Below are 22,732 nucleotides of genomic sequence, written 5' to 3' on the forward strand. Positions count from 1 at the left end.
CTGTCACTTCGCGGGGATTTTCGGGGCTTCCGGGACCGGGGGAATCAGCTGGGACGGGACCGGGACGGGGATGTCCGATGGCCCGAGCTTCGAGGGATCAAGCTTTGAGGGGTCGATCTCCGGAGGCATGACCGGCAACGAGGGAGCCGTGGGGAGCACACGCTTGCCAGGGTCGGGCTGCGACGGGCTCTTGGGATCCTGGGATGGGTTTCCGGGCGTCGCCGGGTGCGGTTCAGCGTGAGGTGTCCCGTCGGGGTTCCCGGGATCCGCCGGGCTGGGGCTGGCCTGTCCCGGAACCACTGCCGGTTGGCTTTCCTGATGTGCAGGGCCGGGTTCCGGGGTCGATCCCGAAGGGGCAGCGGGTTGCGGCGCATTGCCCGCGCCGGGAGCCAGTTGTGAAACCACCGAACCGATGGCCGCGCCAAGATGCTGGAAAGCTCCGGGAATCCCGCCCTCGGAGGCGGCAGCCGCTGTGGCGCCACCGGCCAGCGACACCGCCACAGCGAGGCCCGCAATGGCTGCGCGCCGCTTCTTCCACCGCCGCGCAGCCAACTCATCTGTTGCCGGGGTTTGCTCGGGTGCCGGGACTTGCGGCGTTACGGCAGCGGGTCTGGTAACCATCGCCCCACCCGCCATCAGCGCACGAACGGCCTCGGACGGAATTGGCGCAGTGTCGGCCAGGGAGCGCAGCTCGAGAAGTTCGCTGCGGAGGTCCGTGCTGCCCTCAAGCCCGGCGTCGGCCAGCAAGGAATCGATGGCCTGCTGGTCATTGCCGCGACCGGGTGCGGTGTATTCGCTCATGATGTGCCGTTCCTTAGTAGCGCACGTTTCTTCAATGCGCCCAATGCCCTGCGCTGCAGCTGTTTCACGGACCCTTGGGATTTGCCCATGATGTCCGCAGTTTCTTCCACCGACAGGTCAGCAACGACCCGCAGTGCCAGGACCTCCCGATAATCCTCGGTCAGGTCCTCCAAAAGTTCCGTAACCCCCAGGCCGGACGCCCTTCCGAATGCCTGCTCTTCGGCCGACGGTGAGCGCCGGGTGTCGAAGTCGGCCTCGTACGGCGTGGCATCGGGGGTTCGTTCGCGCTTCCGGTAGTGATCCACCAGCCGGGCGTGCGCAATGGTGAACAGCAATGTCTTGGCTCCCTGCAGCCCGCCGTGGAGAGTCTCCAGTTTGGGGTAGAGGGCAAGGAAGACGTCCTGCGTTACGGCCTCGGGATCGTCCACGCCGCGTGCTTTGAGATAGCCAAAGACCGGTCCGGAGAAGGCGTTGTAGGCAGCAGTGAAGAGCAGCGCGGGATCGTCGTGATCCGCCTGCACATATTCATCAGCCAAGGGTTCAAGCACCCGTGGACGCCTCCCATCCCGCGTTATGAGGCAGGGCTCCTTGTCATCAAGCCAAGGAGCCCTGCCTTTAAACCGTAGCCGTTCTCCGCTTAGCGGACAGAATCGACGGGTGCTCCGTGAACAGCCGGCAGCTCAGTGGGGACCTGGGTAGGCAGCGACGGTACGGCCGGGACTGCAGGCACGGCAGGCACTGCGGGAGTGGCCGGAACAGCCGGGACGGCAGGCGTGGCCGGAAGTCCGGACGTAACGGAGGCATCGGCGTCGGCGTCTGCCTTGGCGTTGCCGTCAGCCTTGAGTCCGGCAGCCTTGCCGGCTTCCACCACGGCCTCGCAGTGCGCCTCTACGTTGGCCTCGCCACCGGCAGCGATGGTCAGTGACTTGAAGCCGGCAACCTTGGTGTCGGCCTTCAAGCCGCCGTTGAGGAAGGAAGTGCACAGTCCGAATGCTTCAGGCGACGTGGCATCTTCCAGGGCTGCCTTGGCGTCTTTGGTTGCGTCACCGGCAGCGCCGCTGACTTCGCCCTTGGCATCCTTCGCAGTTGCCCTGCCGGCTTCTGCGGCGTCATTCGCTGTTGCCTTGGCGGTCTCGACGGCGTCTGCCGCCTTGGCCTGGGCAGTTTCCGCTGCGTCGGCTGCTTCACCGGCAGTTCCGGCAGCGAGGGGGGCAGGTGCACCTACGACGTCGTGGGCGGTCTGCTGGATTTCGGTGGGAAGAGCGCCATTGAAGGCAGCGACGCCGGTTCCGCCGACAGCAACAGCTCCGGCAGCCAGGACGCCTGCGGCGACTTTGCTGGTGGCAAGGACAGTGAACAAGGACATGAAACCCTCCGACAAACGATTTTGGGATTGCCCCGGCAGCTGTTGGGTGGCTGCCGGATGATCAGCGTGCGGACGTGGCCCGCACTCCCTTTACATCGCTGGGGGCGTTGGTGAGGTTACGCCTCGTGCAGATTTATTTTTTTCGGGCCAGATCCCGGGCCTGCTCAATGAGTTTCAGGACCGCCACTGAGTCCGCCGGATCCACAGGTGCCGGACGCGCGGAGGCGGTTCCGCCGTCGTCGAGCTTTTCCGCGAGGAGGCGATAGAACTCCGGGTAGGCGCCGCGCTCGGTGGGGATGGTGGACCGCTGGCCGTCCACCTCCAGGATGCCGTAGTCCTCTTCAGGCTCGACGCCGTACTGCGGGTCCGTGGGCAACCCGCCACCCAGGACAAACGGCTCCTGGGGGTCGGAGCCGAACTTCGCGAAAGCACCCTGCGTGCCGAGGATCCGGAACCGCGGGCCGTGGAGGTGGCTGTTGAGGTTGATGGTGACGTGCGTGATTACACCGGAGTCGTGCCGGAGGACAAGGAAGACGTCGTCGTCGGCGTTCTCCTGGGGGCGGCGGGCAGCGATTTCGGAGTAGGTGACCGTCGCCGGGCCAAAGAACCGGAGAGCGAGGTCCAGGACGTGGGTCCCGAGGTCGAACAGGACTCCGCCGCCGTCCTCCACCGTGGCCCCGGCTTTCCAGGCTTTTGCAATTTCCGGCGCCCACCGCTCCATGCCTACCTCGAACCGGGTGACGGTACCCAGCGTCCCGGCGTCGAGCAGTTGCCGCACGGTGAGCGCATCGCCGTCCCAGCGCCGGTTCTGATACACCGTGAGGACCCTGCCCAGCCTGGCTGCCAGCTGGATCAGTTCCTCGCCTTGCGCACTGTGGGTGACGAACGGCTTATCGACGACGACGTCGAGCCCGGCTTCCAGCGCGGCTTTAGCAAGCGGGTAGTGGGTTGCCGGCGGTGTGCCGAGGACGATGAGGTCCAGTTCACCGGCGAGGGCCAGGGCGTCGGCAGGGGTGTTAACGATCTTCGCCTGGGGATAGCGTTCCTTGGCCTTGGCCTGCCGTTCCGCGTCCGAGGTGGCGATGACGGCGAGCTCATAGGCAGGATTGGCGGAGATGTAGGGCGAGTGGAAGACACTGCCCGAAAGTCCAAAGCCTGCGACTGCGGTACGGATCGGCTGGGAAGTCATGACCCTAGGCTACCGATCCTCGCTCACGTAATAGCCCCTTTCCGGCAACCCTCGATCACCGGGTGAGCAAGCGATTGGCTCAAGCACCCGGAACGTGAGCAAGCGATGGGGACGGCGAAGGCCGGGAACCTCCGCGAACCGATGATCAGGTTCAGGGAGATTCCCGGCCTTCAGGACGTTACTGCTGCAGGGCTACTTCTTGGCGCCCTTTTCCCAGCCGAGGGTGGTCCAGTCCGGAACGTTGGAGAGGCTCTTGAACAGGGACGGGCCGTAGTTGGCCAGGCCCTTGTGCACGAACTGGATCTCCGGGCCGTTCAGCACGGTTCCCATGGAGAAGTACTTCTCCATGTGCTTCTTTTCGACGTCCATGGCCGCTTTGTTGCGCTCCGTGTCGTCGGCGATGGTGGCAAGGCGCTTGATTTCGGCGTCGAGCTCAGCATCGCCCAGGCCGTTCTCGTTGGTGGTGGAGTCGTAGTACTGCTTCACGGCGTCCGTTGCGTCCGCACCCACGGTGTAACCGGAGATGGTCACATCGAACTCGCGGGATCCAACCACCTTGCCGAAGTCGGCGTCACCGCGCTGGTCAATGCCAACATCCATGCCGGCTGCCTGGAGCTGCTTCTGCAGGGTCTGGGAGGTTGCAGCCGTGGTGGGATCGTCACCGAAGTTGGTGATCTTGAAGGAGACCGGAACGCCGTCCTTGGCCATGATTCCCTTGTCGTTGGCCGTGTAGCCGGCGTCAGTCAGGACCTTCTTGGCAGCCTCAGCGCCCGTATCCTTCACGGGGTAGTTGTCCTGGTAGTACTCGGAGAACGGCATGAGCATCATGGAGCCCGAGCTCTCTTCGGACCAGTTCAGGCCGTTGAAGCGGACGTCGCGGATGGCCTTGCGGTCCACGGCGGTGAAGATTGCCTTACGCACGGCAACGTCCGTCAAGGCCGGGCGCTTGGCGTTCAGGTTCAAGCCACCAGCGAAGAGGCGCTGGCCGCGGCGAACGTCAGCGTCCTTGGTGCCCTCGAGCTGCTTGTAACGGCCAAGAGTACGGCCGCTCGTCGCGTCGATCTCACCATTCTTGAACGCTGCGATGGTTGCGCTCGGCTCCATCTGGCGCCAGATGACCTTCTCGAGAACCGGCTTCTGGCCCCACCATTTGTCGTTCGGGACCATCGTGACGGTCTTGGCAGTGGTGTCGTAGTTCTCCACCTTGAACGGACCTGCCATCCATTCAGGGTGCATTTCTCCCGCGAAGCCCTTGTTGAAAATCTCGGGTGTATTGATGGCGGGGTGGATCAGGCCGAAGAAGAGACCTTCAAGGGGGAAGACGGGCTGGGTTGTGGTGACGATGACTTCTTTGTCGTTGGCACCGGCCTTGACCGAATCCACGAAGGCGTAGGCACCAGCGGTGACGATGTCGATGGACTTGTCTTCGCCGCGGAGCATCTTCCACGTGTTCTCGAAGGTCTTCACATCAATGGGAGTGCCATCGTTCCAGGTCGCCTTGTCGTTGACCTTGATGGTGATGGTCTGCTTGCCGTCCTTGACTTCGCTGGTCACCGATTCGCAGAAGTCCTTGTTCGGCTCTGCCTTGCCGTTGAAGTCCAACAGCCCGGCCTTGTCTCCCTCGCCGGAGGCAACCCGTACCTGCAGTCCCTGCCCTTGGAGAAGCTCGGCCAGACTGCCGCGCGGATCATCGCCGAGGAAGGAATGACCGCCCTGCAATACGGCGGCGGCCAAGGCACGGAAGAACTGCGCGCGCAGATCTGCGACATCATGGCCGCTGAAGGCATCACCGACGCCCGGCCCGAAAACGTCGTCATCACGGCCGGATCGCAGTCCGCGCAGGATGTCGCCACCAAGGTCTTCTGCAACCCCGGAGATGTGGTCCTGGTGGAAAACCCCACCTATGTGGGCGCCCTGAACACGTTCGAGGCGTACCAGGTGCAGGTGGAACCCGTGGAAATGGACGACGACGGTTTGGTACCGGAGCTGCTCGCGGCCAGGATCGCGGCGCTCCAGTCAGAGGGCAAGAACATCAAGTTCCTCTACACGATTCCCAACTTCAACAACCCCTCCGGAATCACACTGGCCCAGGAACGCCGGCAGCGCATCGTCGACATATGCCGCGAAGCGAATATTATCGTCCTCGAGGACAACCCCTACGGACTCCTGCGTTTTGACGGTCACCCCATCGCCCCCATGCGTGCGGCGAACCCGGATGACGTGATCTACCTCGGGTCCTTCTCCAAGATTTTCGCCCCCGGACTGCGGATCGGCTGGGCGCTGGTTCCCGCCCATCTGCAACGGCGCTTCTACCTGGCGTCCGAGGCCGTGACACTCTGCCCGCCACCGCTGAACCAGATGATCGTCTCGGCCTATCTGCGCGATTACGACTGGCAGGGACAGATCGACACCTACCGGACGCTCTACTCCGAGCGTTGCGAGGCCCTGCTGTCCGCGCTGGACGAGTACATGCCCGAGGGACTCTCGTGGACCCGGCCGGCCGGCGGCTTCTTCGTGTGGGTCACCCTGCCGAAGGGCGTGGACACCTATCCGCTCCTCGGAAAGGCGATCGACGCCGGCGTCGTCTTCATCCCCGGCGCAGCCTTCTCGCCCGCCGACGGCCCCTCCAACAAACTGCGCCTCGCCTTCAGCGCGGTGCCGCCGGATACCATTGCCGAAGGCGTGCGACGCCTGGCACCTGTCCTGGCAGAAGCCATCAAAGCCACCACTGAAGGAGCAGCACAATGACCGGAGTTGTGATTGTAGGAGTCGACGGCAGCGAGACGGCGATGAGGGCGGCGCAGGCAGCACAGCAGCTGGCGCTCGGACTGGGAGCCAGCCTGCGCGTTGTCAGCGCCTTCGACAGCAACCGGACCGAGGTGGTTGAAATCGGCACCGACAAGTGGATCGTGTCCGACGCCGCCGAAGCCGAAACCGTAGCCCGCACCGTAGCCGAGCGCCTCGCTCACGAAGGCCTCGAAGTGACCTACTCCGCAGCCCGCGGCAAGCCGGGCGAGGCCTTGGTCAAGGAGGCCGAGATGCAGGACGCCCGCCTGATCGTCGTGGGCAACCGACGCATGCAGGGCCTGGGCCGCGTCCTCGGCAGCGTGGCCAACACGGTAGCCCACACGGCCCCCTGCGATGTGTACATCGCCAAGACCGACCAGCCCTAAAGCGAGCTGAATCACTGCGCCGGGTGGGGAGACTCACCCGGCGTTTGGCGTATTTCGGGCCGGTCAGCAAACCGAACCGTTATAAAATCGAGATGCCCCCAATGGCGTGAGCCGCCATCCACTTCTCGATTTCAGGGGAACTTTCTTGCTTACCTTGCAGCCGCGCCAGCGCGTGGGCCACGACATCCTGCTTGCCCGCCACGGCAACACCATCAGCACCATGCGCTACGACCGCGCCAACAACCAGGTCATCGCAATGCTCGATGACGGCTCCTGGGACAGCGCTCCGAACATGATCACTCCGGGCCTCGAGATGCCCGAGACCATCGGCAGCGTGTTCCGCAAGGATTGGCGCTTCCTCTCCCTGGCCTGCGTTGCGATGGTCACCGTAGCGGCGGTTGCCATGGGTATCAGCGTTGAGCTGGCCAACCACATGTCGACGACCGAGCTCCAGGCACTGTTGGTGAACTACCCGGCTTTCTAGCCGAATTCAAGGGCTTCCCGGGCACCAGACCGGCTGCGGCGGACCAGGAAGACCGCGAGCCCCACGGCCAGCCAGGCAGCGCCGAGCAAGTAGGGAGTTGGCGAGGCGCTTCCGGATTGCCACCGTCGACGGCGCAGAGCTCGTGGCGGACCGGCCTCCACGGCTGCGGCTGCGCTGCTAGAGCATGAGCTCCCGCAGCAGCCACCACAGGCCTGCAATCACAATGCCGCCGAACAATGATCCCGCTATGACCTGCCCCAGGGTATGGGCGCGAAGGACGAGCCGCGACCAGCCCACGGCAGGTACGAGCACCAGCAGCGGAAGCCACGCGGGACCGAACATGAGGATAGCGATGACCACGGCCGCCGCCAGTGCGGAAGCGTGCCCGCTCATCTTCCAAAAAGCACTGACAACAGCCAGAACCGCGATGCCCCCGATCAGGGCGATGATCATCACGGACACACTGACCGGCCCACCCAGCAACTGCAGCACGAACAGTCCAAGCACCACGGATATGAGTGCCATCAGAAGCAACGCCGGCCTCTGCCGCCGGTCGCTGACATGGTGGTCGGTGATCCGGCCCAGCTTGACCATCACCAGGACATAGGCCAGTGGCAGCACGCAAACGAAAAACGCTCCCAGCAGCCCGAACCACATGGTTCCCGGGAATCCAGGCTCGATCGCAGGACTGATCAGCAGCAGGACCAGGACAACGGCCGGTGGCTGGAAAACCTCCGTCAGGACGCGGGCCAAGGTCCGCCACGGACCTGTCACCAGCTGGGGCGGCGTGTGGCCCGCTTCTGTCTTCTGTTCAGTCAAGCAGCAGCGCCGGTTCCTCAAGAATGGCAGCAACATCTGCCATGAAGCGCGCCGACAAGTCGCCGTCGACCACCCGGTGGTCGAAGGAACCGCCAAGGGTGGTAATCCACCGCGGAATCACTTCGCCATCCAGAACCCACGGCTTCTGCTTGATGGTGCCGAAAGCAATGATCGCTACTTCGCCCGGGTTGATGATCGGTGTGCCGGTATCGATTCCCAGTGCACCGATGTTCGTGATGGTCAAAGTACCGCCCTGCATTTCGGCAGGCTGCGTCTTTCCCGCGCGGGCCTTGGTTGCCAGCTCATTGAGCGCCAGGGCAAGTTCCTTGAGGGAAAGGTCCTGAGCGTCCTTGATGTTCGGGACCATGAGGCCGCGCGGGGTAGCTGCGGCGATTCCCAGATTCATGAAGTGCTTGATCTGGATCTCGGCCCCGCCCTTGCCGTCAGCGTCCTCAACCCAGGTGGCGTTGACGCTGGGGTTTCGGGCTGCTGCCCAAATGACGGCCTTGGCCAGGATGAGCAGCGGAGAGACCTTAATGCCTTCAAAATCACGCGAAACCTTGAGCCGCTTGACGAACTCCATGGTCCGGCTGGCGTCGACATCCACAAAGATGCTGACGTGGGGCGCCGAGAAAGCGGATTCCACCATGGCCTTGGCTGTGGCTTTGCGTACGCCCTTGACCGGCACGCGTTCGACCCGCTGCTCCTGCGGCTTCCTCGAGGCGCCCCAGAACGTGTCTGCCTGATCGAGCTCGGCGTCGCGCTGGGCCTGGTAACTGACCAGGTCCTCACGGGTCACTTCACCGCGTTGCCCCGTGGCCACGACATCGGCGAGGTCGATACCAAGGTCACGGGCAAACTTGCGTACCGGCGGCTTGGCCAGAACTTTGTTGACCAAACCGCTGATGGTGCCGCCGAAAGCCGCGCCTCGGGTGGCCGCGGGCTGCTGCGCAGAAGGTTGCGCCGACGGGGCTGCCGGCGCCTGCTGCAGGGGTTCGACGACGGCGCGGGCCGGCGTCGGGCGCTGCGAAACCGGCGCTTCGGCTGCTTTCGCTGCCAGGACCGCTTGGTTGTCCTGCACGGTTCCTTCAGCGTTTTCGGCGACTCCGGCAGCCTCAACCACAGCGCCGGCGGGGCGTTTGCGGGCACGGCGCTTGACGGCGTCGGCCTTGGGGCCCGAACCGACCAGGGGGCCGCCGGCGGGCTGTTCGCCGGCCTCGGCGGTGAGCTTGCCGTACAGGGGAGTGAAGGTTTCCTCGGCGACCGCCGCAGGGGCCGGGGCGTCGGGGGCGGCTTGGGCGTCGCCGTCCTGACCTTCCGAGACAGCGATGATCGCCGTTCCCACCTCCACGGTTATGCCTTCTTCCACCAACAACTCCGTGACCGTGCCGGCAAAGGGCGACGGCAGTTCAACGAGGGACTTGGCGGTCTCGATCTCACAGAGAACGTCGTTGATCGCAACGGTGTCGCCCGGTTTGACCTTCCAGGCAACGACCTCGGCCTCGGTCAGGCCTTCTCCGACGTCCGGCAGGTTGAATTTCTTTACAGTCACAGTGGTCCTCGATTTTCCGGTTACCAGGCCGCGAAGCCGGGCAGGATCAGACGGGTTAGTAGGCCAGGGAGCGGTCTAGGGCTTCGAGGATCTTGTCGATGTCCGGCAGGTAATCCTCTTCCACCTTTGCAACCGGGTAGGGCATGTGGAAACCGCCCACACGGATGACCGGGGCTTCGAGGTGCAGGAACGCCCGCTCGCTGATGCGGGCCGCGATCTCACCACCGATGCCGCCAAAGGTCGGGGCCTCGTGCGCAACGATCAACCTGCCGGTCTTTTTGACGGAAGCTTCCACAGTGTCAAAGTCCAAGGGTGAGATGGAACGCAGATCGATGACCTCGATACTCCGTCCGTCCTCGACGGCAGCGTTTGCAGCTGCCAACGCCACCGGTACCAGCGGTCCGTACGCGACGATGGTGGCGTCGGAGCCCTCCCGGACAACGTGCGCCTTGAACGGGTCCGCGGAAAGACCCGGGTTCTGGACATCGACCTCACCCTTGAGCCAGTAACGGCGCTTGGGCTCGAAGAAGATCACGGGATCCTGGCACTCGACGGCTTTCTGGATCATCCAGTAGGCATCGTGGGCGTTGGAAGGGGTGATGATGCGCAGGCCCGCGGTGTGTGCGAATAAAGCCTCCGGCGACTCGGAGTGGTGCTCAATGGAACCGATACCTCCGCCGTAGGGAATGCGGATGACAACGGGAACCGTGAGCTTGCCCAGGCTCCGGGCATGGATCTTTGCCAGCTGCGTGGTGATCTGGTTGAAGGCCGGGTACACGAAGCCGTCGAACTGGATCTCGCAAACGGGCGAATATCCGCGAAGGGCCAAGCCGATCGCAGTGCCCACGATCCCGGACTCGGCCAGCGGCGTATCCAGGACGCGGTCGTCACCGAATTCCTTGATGAGGCCGTCAGTGACCCGGTAGACACCACCGAGATGTCCGATGTCTTCACCCATCAAGAGTGATTTGGGGTTTCCCGTCAGAGTTGCACGGAGACCTTCGTTGATGGCCTTGGCAATGGTCATTGTTGCCATCAGTTGTCTGCCTCCTGGTCGCTTTCAAAGCCGGCAGAGTACTCCTCGAACCAGGCCAATTCCTCTGCAATCAGCGGATGTTGCTCGGCGTAGACGCTGGCGAACGCGTCGCGGATGTCGGGGACTTCCAGCCCGTGGGTGGTGCTGCGTACGTACTTGGCAAGTTCGTCGCCGTCGGCCTTGACCTGCTCGAAGAACGCCTCGTCGGCGAGTCCTTCGGCCCGAAGGTACTTTTCCAGGCGGTCCAGCGGATCCTTCTCGCGCCAGGCAGCCTCTTCGGCCGACTCCCTGTACTTGGTGGGATCATCAGCCGTGGTGTGGGCACCAACCCGGTAGGTGTAAGCCTCGATCAGGACCGGCCCGCGGCCCTCGCGGGCATGCTCCAGGGCCCACTCCGTGACGGCGTGGACCGCGATGACGTCGTTGCCGTCCACCCGGATACCCGGGAACCCGTAACCCTTGGCACGGTTGGCCAGCGGAACCTTGGTCTGGACTTCGGTCGGCACTGAGATGGCCCAGTGGTTGTTCTGGCAGAAGAACACCACGGGCGCGTTGTAAGACGCCGCGAAAACCATGGACTCGTGAACGTCGCCCTCTGAGCTGGCGCCATCTCCGAAGTAGGCGATGACTGCGGCTTTGGGGTCAGACGATTCCGTGGCAGCAGCAGCCTTCTGGTCCCGCTGGATGCCCATGGCGTAGCCGACAGCGTGGAGTGTCTGGGCAGCGAGTACCAGCGTGTACAGGTGGAAGTTGTTCTCGCGGGGATCCCATCCGCCGTTCGATACTCCACGGAACTGCTTCAGCAGCTCTGCGAGGTCCACGCTCCGGACCAACGCAACTCCGTGCTCCCGGTACGTGGGGAAGATGTAGTCCTGCGGCTGGCTTGCGTGCCCGGAACCGATCTGGGCGGCTTCCTGGCCCGTCAAAGGAACCCACAAGGCGAGTTCGCCCTGGCGCTGGAGCGCGGTGGCCTCCTGGTCAAAGCGACGGATCCTGGCCATGTCGGTGTAGAACACCCGGAGTTTCTCGGGGTCGATCCGCTTGGCGTAGTCCGAGAAGATCGGGTCCGAACCCAGCGCCCCGTCGGGTCCGAGCAACTGCACCATTTCCGTAGGTTCGCCTGGTGCGGCTGCTAACGCGGTTGTCGCCGCGAGAGATTCTTCCGTCCCGGGGGGCAGTTGTGTCGAGCCCATTCCGTCTCCTTGCTTTGCCGTGGCAGGTTGCCGGGCAATTCTGTCGCTGGGATATATGCCCGTTCCGGAATGCATTCCGGAACGGGCATATTTTTGGCTTTCGTCCCTTACTTTATCGGCAGTAAGTTCGGTTGGCGCATTTGTTAACCGCTAGGAACCTTGCGGCGCCTTTGTATAACCTGCACAGAGATTCAGGAAACGCGTGTTGGCCTCCACCTCTCCGATGCTGACACGGACGCCCTCATTGGCGAAGGCGCGAACGGACAGTGCCTGCTCTGCCGCCAGGGCCGCAAATTCGGCGCTGTTCTCGCCCAGATTCAACCATATGAAGTTGCCTTGGGCCTCTGGAATGAACCAGCCCAACTCCCGAAGCCCGGCCGTCACGCGGTCCCGTTCATCGACGAGGCTTTGTACCCTTTCCACAACCTGGTCGAAATTCTCAATCGAGGTTACGGCTGCCCTTTCCGCAATTTGTGAAACCGCAAACGGCGTTGCGGTGACCCGGAGGTGTTGGGTAAGCGCCGGGCCGGACACGCTGTATCCAACGCGCAAGCCAGCGAGCCCATGCGCCTTTGAAAAGGTTCGCAAAACCACCACATTGGGGTACTTGCGGTAGAGCTTGATGCCGTCAACGGCCTGGGGGTCGCGGACGAATTCCTGGTAGGCCTCGTCGATAACCACCACCACATTCGGGGGTACTGACTGAATAAAGCGCTCAGTTTCCTCGGCGGTCAGAATCGGCCCGGTGGGGTTGTTGGGCGTGCACAACAGAATCACCTTGGTACGTACGGTAACTGCCGCAGCCATGGTGTCGAGATCGTGCCGGCCGTCCGCCAGAAGAGGAATCTGAACACTGGCAGCGCCCGCCAGGCCTACGCAGATGGGGTACGCCTCGAAGGAACGCCACGCGTAGATCACCTCGTCTGCCTTGCCGTCGTCGTTTTGCCCGGCGAACGTCGCAAGGATTTGGTTCAGCGCTCCGAGGCTGCCGGCACCGGTGACGACATCGTCAGCCGGGACGTCCAGAAAGCCTGCAAGGGCGGTCCGAAGCTTCGTTGCCAGCGGATCGGGGTAGCGGTTGATGTCAGTCTGGTCCGCAATCGCCTGCAACACTGCAGGAACCGGAGGCAGCGGATTCTCGTTGGACGACAATTTATAGCTGGTGAGGCCTTCAATTGCTGCCGGTGGTTTACCGGCAGCGTATTTGGGAAGCCTGTCCACGACCGGTCGAGGGAGTACGCCCTCCGGTGCGTTGTCAGTAGTAGTCATGGCTTCAAGCCTACTTGCACCCCTCGCACGGCCGGAGTGATGGAGAAACCGCCCAGCCACGGCACAGGTGAGTGTGAAAGCATGGGGCCATGGGTTCATTCATCATCCGCGTCCTCATCAACGGGCTCGCCCTGTGGGTTGCAACCTGGCTGTTGCAAGGCATGGACATCACAACCAGCGCCACGGAGTCAGCGGCCGCCAATGCGGGACTGACGCAGGGCGCTGACACGGTGGGCATAATTTTGGCGTATTTGTTCATTGGGCTCATTTTTGGAGTGGTCAACGCCTTCGTGCGTCCCTTGGTGAGGCTTCTTTCGCTTCCCGTGACCATCCTGACCCTGGGCCTGTTCACCATCGTCATCAACGCGGCGATGCTGTACCTCACTGCGTGGCTCAGCACTTTCACCCCCGTACACCTGACTTTGGATTCCTTCTTCTGGACAGCCATCCTGGCGTCGATCATCATCAGCATCATCTCCATGGTGGCCGGGCTCATCCCTGGTACCCGTAAGCGGTAGGAATCATCGCGCTCCGGCCGTGGACCGTGATTCGGGAAGGGCAGGTACCGTCAGACTGCCCCTACGATCTGTCCGCGGATCCCGGGTGAGCTTGAACCGGCTAATCTTCGCCGCTCCGCCAACGCCCACGACTCCTGCGAACGCCGCAGTGGATGCAAGCAACGAAGGATCTCCGCTCGCGCTGACCAGCTCGGCTCCTTTCGCATAATTCTCCTGATCGTGCCCGGGGCCCAGGCCCGGATCTTCCCCTTCGGGAGTCTGGACGTGGTCCGTCAGCGTCACTGTCACGCGTTCCTTCGTGTCGGGGTTCATGTGCCCGTCCGTTCCGGGAACCCAATCCTGCACGTGTTCCAGATGCAGGGAGTTGATGCCGGGCTCGGGAACTATGCCTCCAACAGGAGCACCGGCAGTAAGCACGAATTTGAGGTCGAACTCACTGAGGAACGCCTTGTCCCGACCAAGGTTCATGGCGTGCACACCGCCCTGGCTATGCCCGACTGCCACCACCTGATCCCCGGCCCCAGCCCCTGCTTCGTGCAGGGCCTGCGCGACTGCGGGGATGACCTCCTCGGAGCCATAGCCGACTGCTTCGCCGATTCCCTGGATGTCCAGAGGGTTGGTTGAGGGCGTATGGGGCTGTGTGCCGGGTATCAGGACCATCCATGAGGACGAACCGTCGTTATCAAACTCGATCACCTCAATCTCGCCGTCGTTCCTGGCATAGACCTTCTCGAGACGCCGGAGACTTTCGGCCATGGAAGGCTGCATATCTTCCACGCTTTCGCTGACCTTCGCCACGCTGACGGGACGGGGTTGGAACGCTGCCAGCAACGGTGAACCGAGCACCAGCCCCACCACCGGCTCTGCTTCGAGACCCGGGGTGATCACCAGGTTGAGGATGTCCTCAGTAAGGTCACGTCCCGGTCTGAGGAAGTGGCCCGGATCCGGGAACATCATTGCCCCGGGCCCAAAAAGATGAAGCCGTGAATTCAGCGCCTCCGTCACCGTGTAGTCCCGGTGGCTGGCCCGCACACTTGCGCTGACGTCGCACAGGTCCTGACGCAGGCGTCCTATGTCTTTCCTGCTTTCGGCCACGGCATCGATGGCAAGACAGCCCGAGTCATAGGAGTCGGAGAGATACGGCGTGAGTGCATCCTGAACGCGACGGGCCTCTTCCTCTATGCCCAATAGCTGCCCAACAATGTCATCGAGCCGGTCGGCCCCCCTCACAAGTTCTTCCAGCTGGAAAGAGATCCCGCCAACTCCTCCCCGGATGCTCAGGCTTCCGTCGGCCGGCGGCGGAGAAGGCGTGGGCGCCGCGCCGGCACCCACCGGAGCCGCATCGGCCATCAGTATCCCCTCCCGCTCTGGAGGGAGACGTTCTGTGAGTGCCTCAGCACTACCGCGGCGGCGCCGTCCAAGTTCTCCCGCGCCCGCATAAGGGCAGAAGCATGGATGGCGATCGTGGTCCGGTACTCACGGCCCGCCGGGGACTGCCATTCCTCCAGCTGAATCTTCCGCAGGGAGGCAAGGACTGTATCTGCCTGGTCGACGCAGGTCTTCATTCGCCATGCAAGCCGTTGGACTTCGTGGCTCCGGGAAGCACATTCCGAAGGATCGAAAGCTGGTGGATTGGCTGCAGGCATCACGCCGAGGCTCATGTGGGTTGTACTCCAGTGGTCGTTCTGCTGATCGGTAGCCAAAACGCTACGGACGGGCAGAGGCCGACGGAAGTATCGACGTCGCGTATGTGGATAACCTGACGGGTCGTCCACATAGCCCCGTCATCGACGCCGGCCTCCGCGCCGGGCATGAAAGAATAGGCACCATGGCTGAATCCCCTCGTGTGTCCCTCGCTTCCGAACCTCTGGCTCTTGGCGCCCTTGACGGCCGCTACCGTGCCGCCGTCGCACCCCTCGTGGACTACCTGTCCGAGGCCGCGCTGAACCGCGATCGCGTGCACGTCGAAGTCGAATGGCTCATCCACCTGACCAGCCAGTCTGTTCTTCCGGGTGCCGGTCCGCTCTCCGACTCCCAGATTGCCCAGCTGCGGGCCATCGTCACCGAATTCGACGCGTCATCCGTCGCCGAGCTCGCAGAGATCGAAGCCGTTACCGTCCACGACGTGAAGGCTGTCGAGTACTATATCGGCCGCCGGCTGCCCGCCATCGGCATCGAAAACCTGACCGCCATGGTTCACTTCGGCTGCACCTCCGAGGACATCAACAACCTCTCCTACGCTGTGGGAATCAAGGGTGCTGTTGAAGATGTCTGGCTTCCCAATGCCACGGCCTTGGTCAAGCAGATCGAGGCCATGGCCGAGGAAAACCGCTCCGTGCCCATGCTCTCCCGCACGCACGGCCAACCGGCCACGCCCACCACTCTCGGCAAGGAACTGGCGGTCATTGCACATCGCCTCAACCGCCAGCTCGCACGCATCGCCAGGACCGAATTCCTGGGCAAGATCAACGGCGCCACCGGCACTTACGCCGCCCATGTCGCATCTGTGCCGGGCGCTGACTGGGAAGCTGTCGCCAAGTCCTTCGTGGAAGGGCTGGGCCTCACGTGGAACCCGCTCACCACGCAGATCGAAAGCCACGACTGGCAGGCCGAGCTGTACGCCGATATCGCACGCTTCAACCGCATCCTGCACAACGTGTGCACGGACATCTGGAGCTACATCTCCATCGGCTACTTCCGCCAGATCCCGGTGGCCGGAGCCACTGGTTCATCCACCATGCCGCACAAGGTAAACCCGATCCGCTTCGAGAACGCCGAAGCCAACCTGGAAATCTCCAACGGTCTCCTGGACACCCTGGGCGCAACGCTGGTCACGTCCCGCTGGCAGCGTGACCTCACGGATTCCTCTTCGCAGCGCAACATCGGCGTCGCGTTCGGCCACTCGCTGCTTGCGATTTCCAACGTCGCCAAGGGTCTCAAGGCCCTCGATGTAGCCGAGGAAGTCCTGGCCGGCGACCTCGACACCAACTGGGAAGTCCTGGGCGAAGCCATCCAGATGGTCATGCGCGCCGAAGCCATCGCCGGAGTCGAAGGCATGGAAAACCCCTACGAACGGCTCAAGGACCTCACGCGCGGCCAGCGGGTGGACGGTGCCCGCATGCAGGAGTTCGTTCAGGGCCTGGGCCTCTCCGCTGAGGCTGAAGCACGTCTGCTCGCCCTGACGCCGGGCAAGTACACGGGCATCGCTGACAAGCTCGTGGACCACCTGAAGTAGCCAAAGCAACGCACGGCGTTCGACGGCGGCGGGCGGGGCTGGGAGCCTTGGCCCGCCGTCGTGGTTTAACCTGCCGCTGACCCTTGGGGCGACACGGCGTGTCGGGTCCTTTCCGGGCCTTCGCGACTGATTGGCTGGAACCAACCGGGCTGCGGCACAGTACGCAGGACGCAAAGCCCGGATGGAACGCCGGCCAGACGAAACGATGTAAGGAGCGGGGCAATATGAAGCTCCTGTTGATCAGGCACGGACAAACCCCGGGCAATGTTGCGGGCCAGTTGGATACAGCCTTCCCCGGCCCGGGCCTGACGGCACTCGGAGAGCGCCAAGCGGCCGCCCTTCCTGAAGCACTGGCAGACGAAGCCATCGACGCCATCTACACTTCTACTTTGCTACGCACCCAACGCACTGTTTTGCCGCTGGTCAAGGCCACCGGGCTGCAGCCAACCATCCTGGACGGCGTCCACGAGATCGAAGCCGGCAGCCTGGAAAAGAAGACCGATCACGAGTCGCACATGCGCTACATGAGCACGGTATTCGCCTGGACCGACGGCGACTTGGACGTACGCATGCCCGGGGCGTTCGCGGGGCACGACTTCTTCGCCCGCTTCGACGCCTCCGTGGAGCAAGTGGCGGCCGCCGGGCATCAGACCGCGGTGATTGTCAGCCACGGAGCAGCAATCCGTTGCTGGGCCGGCCGCAGGGCTTCAGACATCGACGCAGTGTTCGCCCGAACGCACCAGTTGCCCAACACCGGAATTGTGGCCCTCGAAGGTGACCCGGCAAGCGGTTGGCGAGTCCTGCACTGGGACCAGATCCCCGTTGGCGGTATGGCACTCACGGACCAAACCTCCGAGGATCCCACAGGCGAGGCACTGTAAAGCTGGAGACGGGCAGTATTTCTCCCGACGCTTACGCGCAGGAAACACCACGGTAACCCCGGCTACCTAGGCTTAAGTCGCATAGACACCTCCCCGAAACCCGGCGAATTGAGGCATAAATGCAGACCAACCCACGGCTCAACATCCGGCAGGTCACGTGGGCCAACCCCGTAGGTGCCGACCTTCGAGCCGCGCAGCAGGCAGAACTGGATTCACGTTTCGGAAGCACTGACCACGAACCCGGGCCTCCCCCGTCGGAAGCCGATACCGCAGTCTTTGTGGTGGCTTACGAAAAGTGTTCCGGCCAACCGCTCGGCTGTGGCGGCCTGAGGATGCTGGACGAGAACACGGCAGAGGTAAAGAGGCTCTACGTGGTTCCCTATGCCCGTGGCTCGGGAGTGGCGAGCTCAATCCTTGCCGCACTCGAAGCCCAGGCACATTCACACGGATTCACGGTGATCGCAGCCGAGGCAGGTTCAGCCCAGTCGGACGGCCGCAGCTTCTACGAAAGCGCGGGCTTTGCGGCCGTGCCCAATTTTGGTCCCTATGTGGGCGTCAACGAGTCATATTGCTATTCCAAGCGCCTGGACTCCCACAGTGCTTCACACACAGCAATGGCCTAAGCGGGACGGACTCCGGCGCAACATCCAGCATGGAGTTGCGCCGGTTCGATAATCTCGGATTATGGAAAAAGCAGACATCACCTTTCGGACCCGTAAATGGGTTCGGCCCGAGGACCTTAACGCCAACGGCACGCTCTTCGGCGGTAGCCTGCTGAAGTGGATCGATGAAGAGGCCGCGATCTACGCCATCCTTCAACTCGGCAACGGCAGGGCCGTCACCAAGTACATCTCGGAGATCAACTTCGTGAGCTCCGCAGTCCAGGGCGACCTCATCGAGATGGGGCTGACGGCCAAGCACTTCGGCCGCACGTCCTTGACCATGCGGGCCGAGGTCCGGAACATGATCACGCGGCAGGCCATCCTGACCATCGAGGAGATCGTGTTCGTCAACCTCGGAGCTGACGGGCGTCCCCAGCCCCACGGTTACACGGAAATCACGTACGACCGCGACCGGATCCCCACCCACCACCTGACCGAGACGCTCGACGAAGACTGAACCACCCGCCGTCGGGCAGCCTTAAAACTGCAGTTAAACGGGTGCTGGCGGCCGCGAATACGCGGCCGCCAGCTTGTATTTCCGGCGACGGGAGTGAGTGCCGCCGGAACCTGTGGGGCGCTTTAGCGCCGGTCGAACGTCAGCCCGCCGGGTACCTGGAACGTCGGCATGAGTTCGAGCATGCCTACGTTGACGTGGCGGGGCGTTTCGATGGCGTAGTCCAGCGCATTGACGATGTCGTCCGTGGTCAGCGACTCGTAGCCCTCGTAGTAGGTCTGCCAGGCTTCTTCCATGGCCTCGGGCGTGCCACCGAGGTTGCGGCCGAAGATCTCGGTCTCCACGCGGCCGGGGCAGATTTCGGTAACGCGGATGCGCTTGCCCACGGTGTCGTTCCGGAGCTGGCGGGAAATCTGGTGCACGGCGGCCTTGGTGGCGTGATAGACCGTGTGCCCGTAGAAGTTGTACAGACCAGCGATCGAGCTGATGTTGATGACATGGCCAAGATCGCGCTCCACCATGCCCGGCAGCACCAGCCGGGTGAGCTGCAGCAGGCCGCGAAGGTTCACGTCCACGAGCTCGTCAATGTCTTCCTCGGAGGAATCCAGGATGTTGCCCGGTCGGGAAACACCGGCGCAGTTCACCAGGACATCCACCTTGAGGTCACCGACGACGGCGGCCAGCGCGGCCGTGTCGGTTAGGTCGACTACGTGCGGGATGGCTCCGGTGCGGTCGGCCAGTTCGGCGAGGCGTTCCTCGTTGCGGGCGACGGCGTGGACTGTCAGGCCGCGCTTGGCGAGGCGCTCCGCGATGGCGGCACCCATCCCGGTTGACGCTCCGGTGACGAGGGCGGTGGTGTAGTCGGAAAAAGACATGGTGTCCTCCAGAAGGTGGGGAATCGGTGGGCCACTGTGCGCCGGACCGGTAAGGCCCGGCGCACAGCCGCTAGGTGGTGGCTAGGCGTCGCGGAGCGGTTCGTGGGCTCGGTCCTTGACCGTGCTGACCGCGATGAGCGTGCCGAGGGCGGTGATGACTGCGTAGAAAGCAGGCATGTAGATGTTGCCGGTGCTGCCGATCAGCCAGGTCATGAGCAGCGGGGCAGTGCCGCCGAACAATGCCGAGGAGATGTTGTAGCCGAGACCGTAAGCCGAGTAGCGGACGCGGGTGGGGAACAGCTCGACGATCAGGATATGGATGACTGCGGTGTGCCCGGCGAAGACGATGGCCATGATGCAGGCGCCGAGGATGGCCAGGCCCATTTCGCCGGTGGCGATGAGGGCGTAGGACGGAATGCCGAGGACAGCCATGGCGATCGCGGAACCAGCGATGACTTTCTTGCGGCCAATGCGGTCGGACAAGGCGCCCACGAACGGGATGGCGATGCAGATGACCACCAGGCTGCAGGCGGTGACGAGGAGTGCCTCACCGATGGTGAAGTTCAGCTGCTTGCCCTTGAGGAACGTCGGCATGTAGGAGAAGAGAACGTAGTAGCCGGAGCCGTTCATCAGCGGGATGAAGAGGGCCAGGAGCATGGCACGGCGGTGTTCTTTGGACTGGAAGGCTTCCTTGAGGGGGTTCTTGGAGAGGCCGCCCTCTTCCTTGAGCTTCTCGAAGTTCGGGGTGTCGCTGATGGCCTTGCGGATGTACCAACCGATGATGCCCATGGGGATGGCGACCAGGAACGGGATGCGCCAGGCGAACGCACCGAAGCCGCCGCCGTCGATCGCTGCCTGGGTGAGCCACGGCGACATGGAGTAGGCCACCAAAGTACCGGTGAGCAGCGCTGCGAAAGAGGCAATCTGCGCGTAGGAAGTGATGACGCCGCGCTTGCCTTCAGGGGCGTGTTCAGCGAGGAACGTCATGGCGCCGGCAGCTTCGCCACCAACGGAGAAGCCCTGCAGGAGCCGCAGGAGAACCAGCAGGATGGGAGCTGCAACACCGATTGCTGCGTAAGGGGGAAGCAGGCCGATACCGGCGGTGGCGACGCTGATCAGGAGGATGACAAAGACCAGTAGTTTCTGCCTGCCGATCCGGTCGCCAAGGTAGCCGCAGACCACTGCGCCGAGGGGACGGACAAAGAAGGAGACCGCGTACCCGGCGAAAACGAAGAGCAGGGCGTTGTCCGGGTTGCCGGGCGCCAGGAAGACCAGGGCCAGAGTCCCTGCCATGAAGGCGAAAATGCCGTTGTCGTACAGTTCCACGAAGATGCCAACGCACCCTGCGGTGACAACCTTGCGGGTTTGGCGGCCCGTGAGCCGCTCATGCTGCACTGGAGCAGCATTGGTGCTTGCGGTCATGACTTTTCCTTACTGGGATGAGCGTAGCAACGCCTACTGGTTGACGACAGGGTTTTAGCTGCATGCCGCAACTGGTAGGTCCTGCCACTGGGGACGGCATCCAATGCCGAGGAGTCCGAAGACGGTGTGGACGGATTCGCGGAGGGTCTCAAGCTGAGCCCGCGAGCGCCTGTGGGCGGCAGTTGCTTCTGCCACTGTGGTTTTCCGAAAACGGACTTTGTCCCCTGGCCTCGCTTGGGCCAGGACATCCAGTCCGGTGCTGGTAACCACTGCAAGGACGGGATATCCGGCGGTGACGCCGCGTCCCCGGTGCAGTACCAGCAGCTCTTCCCTTGAGGGAACCTCGACGGCGCCCACTGGCACGCCGCGGGAAAGGACCTCACCGCTTGAGGTTCTTTCCGGAAGTTCTCCGCCAAGCCGCAGGCCTATGTGGTTGCTGCGGCCGCTGACGGCGTACTCGGAGGTGAAGAGCAGTTCACCGGATTCGCCGAACTCGGCGACGTCCGGCCCGTCGGTCACGTCGACCAACAAGTCTGAACCCATGCCCGGCCTTTCGAGGCCGAGCCGGAAAAGGGGAAGGTCGAAGTACGGCTGACGTACAGGTGTCACGCTCCGACGGGTGACGAGCGCGGTTCCTTCCTTGAGCTGGCGTCCGAAGCCCACGACGGTGTCCGGGGCGGCGCTACCAAGCAATGTCTCGGCCTCAATGGAGCCGTGGACGGCCAGGTAGGCACGGAGTCCGCGGTGGATCCCGCGGATGGACACGGATTCGCCCGCACGCACCGAAACGGGTTCCCACTGGTTGCATGCTCGTCCGCCGACGGTCAGGGTAAGGGGTGCGCCGGTCACAGCGATCAGGACATCTGTGTTCGCGGTCATCCGAAAGTCGAGGGCCGTGATCTCCACCAGGGGATCGTTGTCAGGATTTCCGGCCAGGATATTGGCGGCGCGCGCTGAATACTGGTCGAGGGCGCCGTTCACGGGAAGTCCGAAGCGGGGGCCCCGGGTCCTGCCGAGGTCCGTCACCACGGAGTTTCCCGGCTGCTGGATCAGGATCCGGCCGCTCATGGCAGGCGTTCCAATTCCAGCGGTTCCAACTCCCGGCCAACGAAGTCGTTGAAGTCTTCGCTGCCGATCTGCCGAAACCGCAAAATGTCGCCGGGCTTGTACGGGACCAACGGTTCCTTGCGGATGTTCAGCACGGAAAGCGGTGTCTGGCCAATCACGCACCAGCCACCCGGAGCAGCGGCCGGAGCGATGACTGCCTGGCGTCCGGCAACGGACACCGCACCTGCCGGGACGCTGAGCCGGGGATCCTTCAACCGGGGTACAGGCCTGGGGAACGCGGGACCGTCCATCATGGGAGAACCTGCGGGAGCGCCCAGGCATCGTACGGTGTAGGTCTTTTCAGTGTGGAGCCGAATGACTTCTCCGGTTGAAATGCCTTGATGCTCCGCAACGAGTTCCAGGTCCGGACCGAAGTCGCCACCGTAGACCACGGGGACATCGAATTCACGGGGCGCCTGCGCTCCCTCGGCTGCATGGCCCAGCTCCAGCAGCCCCAGCTTGACGAAGGCGCGCACTTGGCGGGCCGAAACCAGGATGGGATCGAATTCCACCAGGACGGAGTCGTAGGTGGGAACGGCACCGTAGAGACCTTCGGCGCCGCAGCTTTCCAGCCAGTCGGCCAAGCGGTGAACTGTGAGCCAGTTGTCTTCGTTTGCTTGCGAGATGGCCACGACACGCAGTGCGGAGTCACCTGACTCGTAAATCTCGGTGGGGGCCACTGTCAGGACGGTCATG

At 63.4% G+C, this 22,732-nt stretch carries 24 protein-coding genes; 8 read left to right on the forward strand and 16 right to left on the reverse strand.

The window, feature by feature from the left end; genetic code table 11:
• Positions 1-3: 3 nt before the first annotated feature.
• From JMY29_RS18760 to JMY29_RS18780, 5 genes are all read right to left on the reverse strand, one after another.
• Entirely contained in the window at positions 4-801 is a 798-nt protein-coding gene (locus JMY29_RS18760; protein WP_189076803.1) for a hypothetical protein, read from the reverse strand.
• Positions 798-1,349 carry an RNA polymerase sigma factor gene (locus tag JMY29_RS18765; protein WP_189076802.1) on the reverse strand — a complete coding sequence of 184 codons (552 nt, stop codon included), beginning with the start codon at positions 1,347-1,349 and terminating at the stop codon, positions 798-800. The genes JMY29_RS18760 and JMY29_RS18765 overlap by 4 nt, the downstream gene beginning before the upstream one ends.
• 89 nt (positions 1,350-1,438) lie before the next feature.
• The gene (locus JMY29_RS18770; RefSeq protein WP_189076801.1) at positions 1,439-2,167 is read right to left on the reverse strand and encodes a hypothetical protein; all 729 of its coding nucleotides are present in this window, start codon (positions 2,165-2,167) and stop codon (positions 1,439-1,441) included.
• 133 nt (positions 2,168-2,300) lie between these two features.
• On the reverse strand, positions 2,301-3,356 hold the full coding sequence (locus tag JMY29_RS18775) for a Gfo/Idh/MocA family protein (protein WP_189076800.1): 1,056 nt from the start codon (positions 3,354-3,356) through the stop codon (positions 2,301-2,303).
• Positions 3,357-3,548: 192 nt separating this feature from the next.
• Positions 3,549-5,090: an ABC transporter family substrate-binding protein gene (locus JMY29_RS18780; RefSeq protein ID WP_237567098.1), complete on the reverse strand. Its 1,542-nt coding sequence runs from the start codon at positions 5,088-5,090 to the stop codon at positions 3,549-3,551.
• Here JMY29_RS18780 and JMY29_RS18785 point away from each other — a divergent pair.
• The 3 genes from JMY29_RS18785 (at position 5,013) to JMY29_RS18795 (ending at position 7,013) form a co-directional block, all read left to right on the forward strand.
• Positions 5,013-6,104 carry an aminotransferase-like domain-containing protein gene (locus JMY29_RS18785; protein WP_237567099.1) on the forward strand — a complete coding sequence of 364 codons (1,092 nt, stop codon included), beginning with the start codon at positions 5,013-5,015 and terminating at the stop codon, positions 6,102-6,104. The genes JMY29_RS18780 and JMY29_RS18785 overlap by 78 nt on opposite strands.
• Positions 6,101-6,529, forward strand: a complete 429-nt coding sequence (locus tag JMY29_RS18790) for a universal stress protein (RefSeq protein WP_018779839.1) — start codon at positions 6,101-6,103, stop codon at positions 6,527-6,529. The genes JMY29_RS18785 and JMY29_RS18790 overlap by 4 nt, the downstream gene beginning before the upstream one ends.
• A 172-nt stretch (positions 6,530-6,701) precedes the next feature.
• Positions 6,702-7,013 (forward strand): hypothetical protein, encoded by a 312-nt coding sequence (locus tag JMY29_RS18795; RefSeq protein ID WP_018779837.1) that lies wholly within the window; start codon positions 6,702-6,704, stop codon positions 7,011-7,013.
• 177 nt (positions 7,014-7,190) lie between these two features.
• On the opposite strand, the gene JMY29_RS18800 is transcribed toward JMY29_RS18795, so the two are convergent.
• From JMY29_RS18800 to JMY29_RS18820, 5 genes are all read right to left on the reverse strand, one after another.
• Complete coding sequence (locus JMY29_RS18800) at positions 7,191-7,787, reverse strand: phosphatase PAP2 family protein (RefSeq protein WP_026267456.1); 597 nt, start codon at positions 7,785-7,787, stop codon at positions 7,191-7,193.
• 37 nt (positions 7,788-7,824) lie between these two features.
• A complete protein-coding gene (locus tag JMY29_RS18805; RefSeq protein ID WP_189076796.1) occupies positions 7,825-9,384 on the reverse strand; it encodes a dihydrolipoamide acetyltransferase family protein in 1,560 nt (519 codons plus the stop codon).
• Between the two features lie 55 nt (positions 9,385-9,439).
• Positions 9,440-10,420, reverse strand: a complete 981-nt coding sequence (locus tag JMY29_RS18810) for an alpha-ketoacid dehydrogenase subunit beta (RefSeq protein ID WP_018779834.1) — start codon at positions 10,418-10,420, stop codon at positions 9,440-9,442.
• Positions 10,420-11,613: a pyruvate dehydrogenase (acetyl-transferring) E1 component subunit alpha gene (pdhA, locus tag JMY29_RS18815; protein ID WP_189076795.1), complete on the reverse strand. Its 1,194-nt coding sequence runs from the start codon at positions 11,611-11,613 to the stop codon at positions 10,420-10,422. The genes JMY29_RS18810 and pdhA overlap by 1 nt, the downstream gene beginning before the upstream one ends.
• 150 nt (positions 11,614-11,763) lie before the next feature.
• On the reverse strand, positions 11,764-12,882 hold the full coding sequence (locus tag JMY29_RS18820; protein ID WP_026267454.1) for a histidinol-phosphate transaminase: 1,119 nt from the start codon (positions 12,880-12,882) through the stop codon (positions 11,764-11,766).
• Between the two features lie 89 nt (positions 12,883-12,971).
• On the opposite strand from JMY29_RS18820, the gene JMY29_RS18825 reads away from it, so the two are divergent.
• A complete protein-coding gene (locus JMY29_RS18825; protein WP_018779831.1) occupies positions 12,972-13,400 on the forward strand; it encodes a phage holin family protein in 429 nt (142 codons plus the stop codon).
• Between the two features lie 3 nt (positions 13,401-13,403).
• Here JMY29_RS18825 and JMY29_RS18830 read toward each other — a convergent pair whose 3' ends face one another.
• On the reverse strand, positions 13,404-14,750 hold the full coding sequence (locus JMY29_RS18830) for an alpha/beta hydrolase family protein (RefSeq protein WP_189076794.1): 1,347 nt from the start codon (positions 14,748-14,750) through the stop codon (positions 13,404-13,406).
• Complete coding sequence (locus JMY29_RS18835) at positions 14,750-15,061, reverse strand: hypothetical protein (RefSeq protein WP_018779829.1); 312 nt, start codon at positions 15,059-15,061, stop codon at positions 14,750-14,752. The genes JMY29_RS18830 and JMY29_RS18835 overlap by 1 nt, the downstream gene beginning before the upstream one ends.
• Positions 15,062-15,228: 167 nt before the next feature.
• On the opposite strand from JMY29_RS18835, the gene purB reads away from it, so the two are divergent.
• From purB to JMY29_RS18855, 4 genes are all read left to right on the forward strand, one after another.
• Positions 15,229-16,635 carry an adenylosuccinate lyase gene (gene purB / locus JMY29_RS18840; RefSeq protein ID WP_189076793.1) on the forward strand — a complete coding sequence of 469 codons (1,407 nt, stop codon included), beginning with the start codon at positions 15,229-15,231 and terminating at the stop codon, positions 16,633-16,635.
• Between the two features lie 224 nt (positions 16,636-16,859).
• Entirely contained in the window at positions 16,860-17,516 is a 657-nt protein-coding gene (locus JMY29_RS18845; protein ID WP_189076792.1) for a histidine phosphatase family protein, read from the forward strand.
• A gap of 119 nt (positions 17,517-17,635) precedes the next feature.
• A complete protein-coding gene (locus tag JMY29_RS18850) occupies positions 17,636-18,139 on the forward strand; it encodes a GNAT family N-acetyltransferase (protein ID WP_018779826.1) in 504 nt (167 codons plus the stop codon).
• Positions 18,140-18,200: 61 nt separating this feature from the next.
• Positions 18,201-18,635, forward strand: coding sequence for an acyl-CoA thioesterase (locus tag JMY29_RS18855; protein WP_018779825.1), 435 nt, complete (start codon positions 18,201-18,203; stop codon positions 18,633-18,635).
• A 122-nt stretch (positions 18,636-18,757) separates the two neighbouring features.
• On the opposite strand, the gene JMY29_RS18860 is transcribed toward JMY29_RS18855, so the two are convergent.
• From JMY29_RS18860 to JMY29_RS18875, 4 genes are all read right to left on the reverse strand, one after another.
• Positions 18,758-19,507 carry an SDR family oxidoreductase gene (locus tag JMY29_RS18860; RefSeq protein ID WP_039243328.1) on the reverse strand — a complete coding sequence of 250 codons (750 nt, stop codon included), beginning with the start codon at positions 19,505-19,507 and terminating at the stop codon, positions 18,758-18,760.
• A gap of 81 nt (positions 19,508-19,588) precedes the next feature.
• Positions 19,589-20,929 (reverse strand): MFS transporter, encoded by a 1,341-nt coding sequence (locus JMY29_RS18865; protein ID WP_189076791.1) that lies wholly within the window; start codon positions 20,927-20,929, stop codon positions 19,589-19,591.
• A 54-nt stretch (positions 20,930-20,983) separates the two neighbouring features.
• Positions 20,984-21,997 (reverse strand): 5-oxoprolinase subunit C family protein, encoded by a 1,014-nt coding sequence (locus JMY29_RS18870; protein ID WP_189076790.1) that lies wholly within the window; start codon positions 21,995-21,997, stop codon positions 20,984-20,986.
• Positions 21,994-22,731, reverse strand: a complete 738-nt coding sequence (locus tag JMY29_RS18875) for a 5-oxoprolinase subunit B family protein (protein WP_189076789.1) — start codon at positions 22,729-22,731, stop codon at positions 21,994-21,996. The genes JMY29_RS18870 and JMY29_RS18875 overlap by 4 nt, the downstream gene beginning before the upstream one ends.
• Position 22,732: the final 1 nt, after the last annotated feature.

It is taken from the genome of Paenarthrobacter nicotinovorans (genome assembly GCF_021919345.1).
In the GTDB taxonomy this organism is placed as follows: Bacteria; Actinomycetota; Actinomycetes; order Actinomycetales; family Micrococcaceae; genus Arthrobacter; species Arthrobacter nicotinovorans.

Bases quoted from the DNA above. Each gene is read 5' to 3' on its own strand.
- JMY29_RS18775 (WP_189076800.1), bottom strand. From the start codon at position 3,356: ATGACTTCCCAGCCGATCCGTACCGCAGTCGCAGGCTTTGGACTTTCG.
- JMY29_RS18855 (WP_018779825.1), top strand. From the start codon at position 18,201: ATGGAAAAAGCAGACATCACCTTTCGGACCCGTAAATGGGTTCGGCCC.
- pdhA (WP_189076795.1), bottom strand. From the start codon at position 11,613: ATGGGCTCGACACAACTGCCCCCCGGGACGGAAGAATCTCTCGCGGCG.
- JMY29_RS18845 (WP_189076792.1), top strand. From the start codon at position 16,860: ATGAAGCTCCTGTTGATCAGGCACGGACAAACCCCGGGCAATGTTGCG.
- JMY29_RS18825 (WP_018779831.1), top strand. From the start codon at position 12,972: ATGGGTTCATTCATCATCCGCGTCCTCATCAACGGGCTCGCCCTGTGG.
- JMY29_RS18830 (WP_189076794.1), bottom strand. From the start codon at position 14,750: ATGGCCGATGCGGCTCCGGTGGGTGCCGGCGCGGCGCCCACGCCTTCT.
- JMY29_RS18850 (WP_018779826.1), top strand. From the start codon at position 17,636: ATGCAGACCAACCCACGGCTCAACATCCGGCAGGTCACGTGGGCCAAC.
- JMY29_RS18810 (WP_018779834.1), bottom strand. From the start codon at position 10,420: ATGGCAACAATGACCATTGCCAAGGCCATCAACGAAGGTCTCCGTGCA.
- purB (WP_189076793.1), top strand. From the start codon at position 15,229: ATGGCTGAATCCCCTCGTGTGTCCCTCGCTTCCGAACCTCTGGCTCTT.
- JMY29_RS18870 (WP_189076790.1), bottom strand. From the start codon at position 21,997: ATGAGCGGCCGGATCCTGATCCAGCAGCCGGGAAACTCCGTGGTGACG.
- JMY29_RS18790 (WP_018779839.1), top strand. From the start codon at position 6,101: ATGACCGGAGTTGTGATTGTAGGAGTCGACGGCAGCGAGACGGCGATG.
- JMY29_RS18875 (WP_189076789.1), bottom strand. From the start codon at position 22,731: ATGACCGTCCTGACAGTGGCCCCCACCGAGATTTACGAGTCAGGTGAC.
- JMY29_RS18835 (WP_018779829.1), bottom strand. From the start codon at position 15,061: ATGAGCCTCGGCGTGATGCCTGCAGCCAATCCACCAGCTTTCGATCCT.
- JMY29_RS18760 (WP_189076803.1), bottom strand. From the start codon at position 801: ATGAGCGAATACACCGCACCCGGTCGCGGCAATGACCAGCAGGCCATC.
- JMY29_RS18820 (WP_026267454.1), bottom strand. From the start codon at position 12,882: ATGACTACTACTGACAACGCACCGGAGGGCGTACTCCCTCGACCGGTC.
- JMY29_RS18860 (WP_039243328.1), bottom strand. From the start codon at position 19,507: ATGTCTTTTTCCGACTACACCACCGCCCTCGTCACCGGAGCGTCAACC.
- JMY29_RS18865 (WP_189076791.1), bottom strand. From the start codon at position 20,929: ATGACCGCAAGCACCAATGCTGCTCCAGTGCAGCATGAGCGGCTCACG.
- JMY29_RS18770 (WP_189076801.1), bottom strand. From the start codon at position 2,167: ATGTCCTTGTTCACTGTCCTTGCCACCAGCAAAGTCGCCGCAGGCGTC.